Source organism: Paraburkholderia ribeironis, from assembly GCF_900019265.1.
Classification (GTDB): Bacteria; Pseudomonadota; Gammaproteobacteria; order Burkholderiales; family Burkholderiaceae; genus Paraburkholderia; species Paraburkholderia ribeironis.
Window position 1 is genome coordinate 253 of the sequence record NZ_CYGX02000122.1, and the last position, 203, is coordinate 455.

Genomic DNA, 203 nt, shown 5'->3' on the forward strand with positions numbered 1-203 from the left:
CCGTACATCATCGTGTTCCTGAACAAGTGCGACATGGTGGATGACGCCGAGCTGCTGGAGCTGGTGGAGATGGAAGTGCGCGAACTTCTGTCGAAGTACGACTTCCCGGGCGACGACACGCCGATCATCAAGGGTTCGGCCAAGCTGGCGCTGGAAGGCGACAAGGGCGAGCTGGGCGAAGTGGCGATCATGAACCTGGCCGA

The 203-nt window shown here is 60.6% G+C and carries 1 protein-coding gene; it reads left to right on the top strand.

Annotation, left to right across the window (positions count from 1 at the left end; all coding sequences use genetic code 11):
* Positions 1-203: GTP-binding protein (locus BN2475_RS36020; RefSeq protein WP_342744670.1), on the top strand; the 203-nt coding region annotated here is incomplete at both ends.